Source organism: Rahnella perminowiae (genome assembly GCF_019049695.1).
Classification (GTDB): Bacteria; Pseudomonadota; Gammaproteobacteria; order Enterobacterales; family Enterobacteriaceae; genus Rahnella; species Rahnella perminowiae.
Map to the genome: position 1 here is coordinate 1 of NZ_JAFMOT010000125.1, position 4,658 is coordinate 4,658.

Annotated in this window: 4 protein-coding genes; 1 reads left to right on the forward strand and 3 read right to left on the reverse strand. The window is 47.4% G+C overall.

Annotated elements, in window-relative coordinates; translation table 11 throughout:
- A partial coding sequence (locus J1781_RS00765) for a hypothetical protein (RefSeq protein WP_217233061.1) occupies positions 1–186 on the forward strand: 186 nt, incomplete at its 5' end.
- Positions 187–204: 18 nt separating this feature from the next.
- Here the strand turns inward: J1781_RS00765 and pflA are convergent.
- From pflA to focA, 3 genes are all read right to left on the reverse strand, one after another.
- Entirely contained in the window at positions 205–945 is a 741-nt protein-coding gene (gene pflA / locus J1781_RS00770) for a pyruvate formate lyase 1-activating protein (RefSeq protein ID WP_015689580.1), read from the reverse strand.
- Positions 946–1,216: 271 nt separating this feature from the next.
- Entirely contained in the window at positions 1,217–3,499 is a 2,283-nt protein-coding gene (gene pflB / locus J1781_RS00775) for a formate C-acetyltransferase (RefSeq protein ID WP_217220265.1), read from the reverse strand.
- Between the two features lie 75 nt (positions 3,500–3,574).
- Positions 3,575–4,432, reverse strand: a complete 858-nt coding sequence (gene focA, locus J1781_RS00780) for a formate transporter FocA (protein WP_112287343.1) — start codon at positions 4,430–4,432, stop codon at positions 3,575–3,577.
- Between the last annotated feature and the right edge of the window lie 226 nt (positions 4,433–4,658).

The following is a 4,658-nucleotide window of genomic DNA, read 5'->3' on the forward strand; positions in this document are numbered from 1 at the left end:
TTTCAGGACGGCGATGATCTGGTGCTCAGTGAATCGGATCTTACGCATAGCGATCTCCTCAGGGGACATAATCAGTATGTCGGAAGATCTCTAAAAATGAATGGGCCGTTTTGGTGGGATACTTACAGTTTCATTGAGAATCTTAGTCTCATAAAGCGAAAAAGACGCCAGATGGCGTCTTTTTAATGGGCAGGATATCGGTGTTTAATAAATCACTTTATGCCCGTAGCTGGCCAGAATGTTTTTCACTCTTTCCATGATCTCTTTGGTCGGCGGATTTACGCCATCCAGACCGTATTTCTCACCCATTGCCGTCCATTTGTGTTTACCCAACTCGTGATATGGCAACAGTTCAATCTTCTCGATATTGGTCATATCTTTGGTGAACTCACCCAGTTTATGCGCGGAGTCATCATCATCAGACCAGCCCGGCACGACGACATAACGGATCCAGGTTCGCTGATTACGTTTAGCCAGGTAGCGGGCGAAGTCCAGGGTGCGGTGATTGGAGACACCTACCAGATTCTGGTGAATATCGTCGTTCATCTGTTTTAGATCAAGCATGACAAGGTCAGACACATCCAGTAATTCGTCGATCACCGGATCATAACGACGAACAAAACCGTTGGTATCCAGACAGGTATTAATCCCTTCTTTCTGGCAGGCGCGGAACCAGTCACGCACAAATTCAGCCTGCAGTATGGCCTCGCCACCGGAGGCTGTTACGCCGCCACCGGAAGCATTCATAAAATGACGATATGTGACGACTTCTTTCATCAAGTCATCGACATTGATCTCTTTCCCGCCATGTGTGTCCCAGGTATCGCGGTTATGGCAATACATGCAACGCATCAGACAACCCTGGAAAAAAACAATGAAACGGATACCTGGGCCGTCAACGGTGCCACAGGATTCATATGAGTGGATGCGACCTTGAACTGACATTGCGGGTTATTCTCCATATTGACCAATGAATAGCAGTCTACGTGTGCGGATGCTGGCCTGGCAGAGATAAACTGGAAACAACAGGTTTATGATACCAGACAATCATTAAGGTTGATTGTCAGCAATGGCGATACTGCTTTGCCAGAAGTCCACAACGTATAGCGCTCTGGCAAAACAGACTGTCGTGCAGACAGTGCAGGGCAGGGAGAGATGAAACAAAGGCTCCACACAGTGGAGCCTTTTTATCAGACCAGATTACAAGGCTGAGTTATTACAGAGACTTGGTGAAAGTACGGGTAATAACGTCTTGTTGCTGTTCTTTAGTCAGTGAGTTGAAACGTACCGCATAACCGGAAACACGGATGGTCAACTGAGGATAGTTTTCAGGATGTTCCATCGCATCTAACAGCATTTCACGGTTCATCACGTTCACGTTCAGGTGTTGACCACCTTCAATGGACGCTTCGTGGTGGAAGTAACCATCCATCAGACCCGCGAGGTTTGCTTTACGTACATCATCGTCTTTACCCAGCGCATTTGGAACGATAGAGAAGGTATAAGAAATACCATCTTTCGCGTAAGCAAACGGCAGTTTAGCAACGGAAGTCAGAGAGGCAACCGCACCTTTCTGGTCACGACCGTGCATTGGGTTAGCGCCAGGGCCGAATGGAGCACCAGCACGACGACCGTCCGGAGTGTTACCTGTTTTCTTACCATAAACCACGTTAGAGGTGATGGTCAGAACGGACTGAGTGGCTACAGCGCCACGGTAGGTACGCAGTTTCTGAATTTTCTTCATGAAACGTTCTACCAGGTCGCAGGCGATGTCATCTACGCGAGAATCGTTATTACCGAACTGCGGGTATTCGCCTTCAATCTTGAAGTCTATCGCCAGGCCGTCTTCATCACGGATAGTGCTAACTTTTGCGTATTTGATAGCGGACAGGGAGTCAGCAGCAACTGACAGACCTGCGATACCACACGCCATGGTGCGATAAACGTCACGGTCATGCAGAGCCATCAGCGATGCTTCGTAGCTGTATTTGTCATGCATGTAGTGAATGATGTTCAGCGCAGTCACGTACTGTTTAGCCAACCAGTCCATGAAATGATCCATGCGGTCCATGACTTTATCGAAGGTCAGGACTTCATCCATCATTGGTGCTTCTTTAGGACCCACCTGGATTTTCATTTTTTCATCAACGCCGCCGTTGATTGCGTACAACATGGTTTTCGCCAGGTTTGCACGAGCGCCGAAGAACTGCATTTGTTTACCCACAACCATCGGGCTCACACAACAAGCGATGGCATAGTCATCGTTGTTGAAGTCAGGACGCATCAGGTCATCGTTCTCATACTGTACAGATGAGGTATCGATAGACACTTTCGCTGCGTACTTTTTGAAGTTCATTGGCAGTTTTTCAGACCACAGGATGGTCATGTTCGGCTCAGGTGAAGGCCCCATGGTATACAGGGTATTCAGGAAGCGGAAGCTGCTTTTGGTCACCAGAGTACGGCCGTCAACGCCCATACCTGCCAGAGATTCAGTTGCCCAGATTGGGTCACCGGAGAACAGTTCATCATACTCAGGGGTACGCAGGAAACGAACCATACGCAGTTTCATAACCAGATGGTCAATCAGTTCCTGAGCTTGTTCTTCTGTCAGTTTGCCAGCTTTGATATCTCGTTCGATGAACACGTCAAGGAAAGTAGATACGCGGCCGAAGGACATTGCAGCGCCGTTCTGAGATTTAACTGCAGCCAGGTAGCCGAAGTAAGTCCACTGTACAGCTTCCTGTGCGTTAGTCGCAGGACCAGAAATGTCGCAACCGTATTTAGCAGCCATTTCTTTAATCTGGCCCAGTGCACGGTGTTGTTCAGAGATTTCTTCACGTAGCTGGATGGTCATTTCCAGGTTTACGCCATTTTCCAGGTCGTCTTGCAGAGACTGGAATTGTGCGTATTTATCGGCCATCAGGAAGTCGATACCGTACAGTGCAACGCGACGGTAGTCACCGATGATACGGCCACGGCCATATGCATCTGGCAGACCAGTCAGAACACCGGATTTACGGCAGTTCAGGATGTCTTTGGTGTAAACATCAAATACGCCCTGGTTGTGCGTTTTACGATAATCAGTGAAAACTTTCTTCAGCGCTGGATCCAGTTCACGGCCATAAACTTTACATGAACCTTCGACCATTTTGATGCCGCCGAATGGGATCAGAGCACGTTTCAATGGCGCGTCAGTTTGCAGACCAACGATAGTTTCCAGAGATTTATTGATGTAACCGGCATCGTGAGAAGTGATGGTAGAGGCAACGTCAGTATCGAAATCAACCGGAGCCTTAGTGCGGTTCTCCAGTTTGATACCATCCATTACTTTATCCCACAGGGTGGTTGTCGCTTCGGTAGCGCCAGCCAGGAAGGACTCATCACCTTCATACGGTGTGTAGTTCTTCTGAATGAAGTCACGGACGTTTACGCCATTCTGCCATTCACCAGCACTAAAACCTTGCCATGCGTTGGTCAATTTTTCATTGAGCTTGGACATTTTGCACCTACCTTCTAATTTGGATTTCTTTAAAAATCACGAGTAAAACTGTCGTAACAAGACTGCCACGTTGTATCAGTGGTGCTTCTCATCGCGAAGATATATAACCCAGTACGTTAACCCTACCAGCAAACCGCCCCCGATGATGTTACCTATGGTCACAGGGATGAGATTGTCGATGATAAAGTTAGATATGTTCAGTTCTGCGAATTGTGCCGGTGTTGCCCCGACAGCCTGCCAGAATTCTGGTGTCGCAAAGTTTTTCACTACGATGCCTAAAGGGATCATGAACATGTTGGCAATGCTGTGTTCAAAGCCGCTGGCGACGAACATACCCACTGGCAAAATCATGGCGAACATTTTGTCCATCAAGCTACGGCCGGAGTAACTCATCCATACCGCCAGACAAACCATCAGGTTAGCGAGGATCCCAAGACATACGGCTTCGATAAATGTGTGATGCATTTTATGGTCAGCGGTTTGCAAGACATTAAGGCCCCACAAGCCATTATCGACCATGTATTCACCGGAGAACCAAATCAGAGCCACAAAGAATAGGCAGCCAATCAGGTTACCAAAATAGACATTGACCCAATTGCGTGCCAATTGCCCCCAGGTGATACGCCCGCTGGCTTTGGCAATTACGATAAGCACAGTGGAAGTAAACAGGTCGGCACCACACACTACGACCAGCATCAGACCCAGTGAGAAGCAGATGCCCCCGACGAGTTTTGCAAGACCATAAGGTACGGTTCCGGTGCCTGTGGTGGCGGTGATATAAAAAGCAAAAGCAATAGAAATAAAGACGCCAGCAGTAATGGCTAAAAAGAATGTTTTTAACGGCTGTTTGGTGGCTTTATAAACGCCGGCATCTTCAGCAACTTTTGCTGTAGCGGCGGGTAAAATGAGATCGAAGGGGTTGTCAGCTTTCACATTAACTCTCTTATTCAGGGCTATGCACTGCGCAACGAGATACTAGCAAAGCAGTATAACGTAAAAATTGATGTGGATCATACGAGGGGGTTTTTGGTGGTTTGTAATGAACGACTAAAGGGGTGGTTTAAGAGGTAACCTTTTGAAAAATAATCGGTAAAAAGATTTTAATTTTTGCAAATAAAGTTGATGCGGCCAGAATTTATTTTCAACTTTGAGTTAATAT